This window comes from Endozoicomonas ascidiicola, from assembly GCF_001646945.1.
GTDB classification, from domain to species: domain Bacteria; phylum Pseudomonadota; class Gammaproteobacteria; order Pseudomonadales; family Endozoicomonadaceae; genus Endozoicomonas; species Endozoicomonas ascidiicola.
Map to the genome: position 1 here is coordinate 1 of NZ_LUTV01000036.1, position 1,110 is coordinate 1,110.

Sequence of the window (1,110 nt, forward strand, 5' to 3'; positions counted from 1 at the left end):
CTTCTGGTAAGTCTTCTGGTAAGCCTTATATTTCTCTGATTGTTTGTAAGCCTTCTGGTAAGCCTTCCGGGACTCTTTTCGACTCTTGGACTGCTTGGTGACATTTAAAGGACAAGTGGATTCCCCTGCAGCTTCTTCTTTAGTTTGTTGTTTAGCGTGCTCATGTGTAGGCTTTACTATCGCTACTGGTCTATATGCTGTAGTGCTAATGCGTACATCAGTCGGTAGGGGGGGAGTTAACCGAGAAGATTCTACAACTTCTGAATATATGGAATCACTCTCTGGGAGAAACGTTGATTTCGTGTGTGAAGCAGTATTTGATCCTTCTTCATTTTCGTTATAACAAAATGTTGGTTCTATATCTTCTAAAGGTACCAGCTCATCGTAAGTTACAGGCAGGTCAAAATATTCTGAATTATTTGGAGTATGACGACTTGGGAATATGGGCTCTACCGAAGAGTATTGGGTAAAGTCACACGACAAGTCATAGATGTTTTCATCAGCGTGCGACAGGTAGAAGTAATCTACTGATTCTGCCTCTTGTATTTGCACTGACCTTCCGAACATGCTCGGTTGTATAGTTGAATTTCCGCTCGGTATTTCGCTTTCTTTAATGCTGCAACCGTTGGTGCCTAGAGTAAAGTGTATATTGTCCATCATGATAACCAACACTATAAACGATTTATTGACAGTTCTTTGCTGAATATGAGGTGTTTATATAGCTTTCCATCTGTTACAAGTCGCGTGACTACAGGTAGGGAGTCCAACACAGAGACTTTGCAAACCTCAGGGGCTAGCAGGAAATCTAGCTCAATTGATGGAAAACAGTGAGTTTTCAGTGACAGAAACTGCTGGTTTGGTGCAATGTTGCCAGTAGTTTCGCTTCAGGTCTTCGTCACAGTTTAACCATTTTACGGGCTTACGCAGCTAACAATAAAATCGTGTTCGTGCTGCGCACCGGACGCCTACGGCGCCGCACATTTTGGCGTGTGTGCCGAGCATGGCACTTAACTAGTACTCCATCCACCGTCAAATGATAGACTGAATTTTGTATTATCCTGACAGCTCCACTGCAACAAAAGATGGAGCCGTCATGAACGTTAAATACCA

1 protein-coding gene is annotated in these 1,110 nt (G+C 43.0%); it reads right to left on the reverse strand.

All coding sequences use genetic code 11. The features are described 5' to 3' along the window. The coding region (locus tag AKL11_RS24360; RefSeq protein ID WP_157673765.1) for a hypothetical protein at positions 1 to 552 on the reverse strand (552 nt) is incomplete at its 3' end. Positions 553 to 1,110 lie beyond the last annotated feature (558 nt).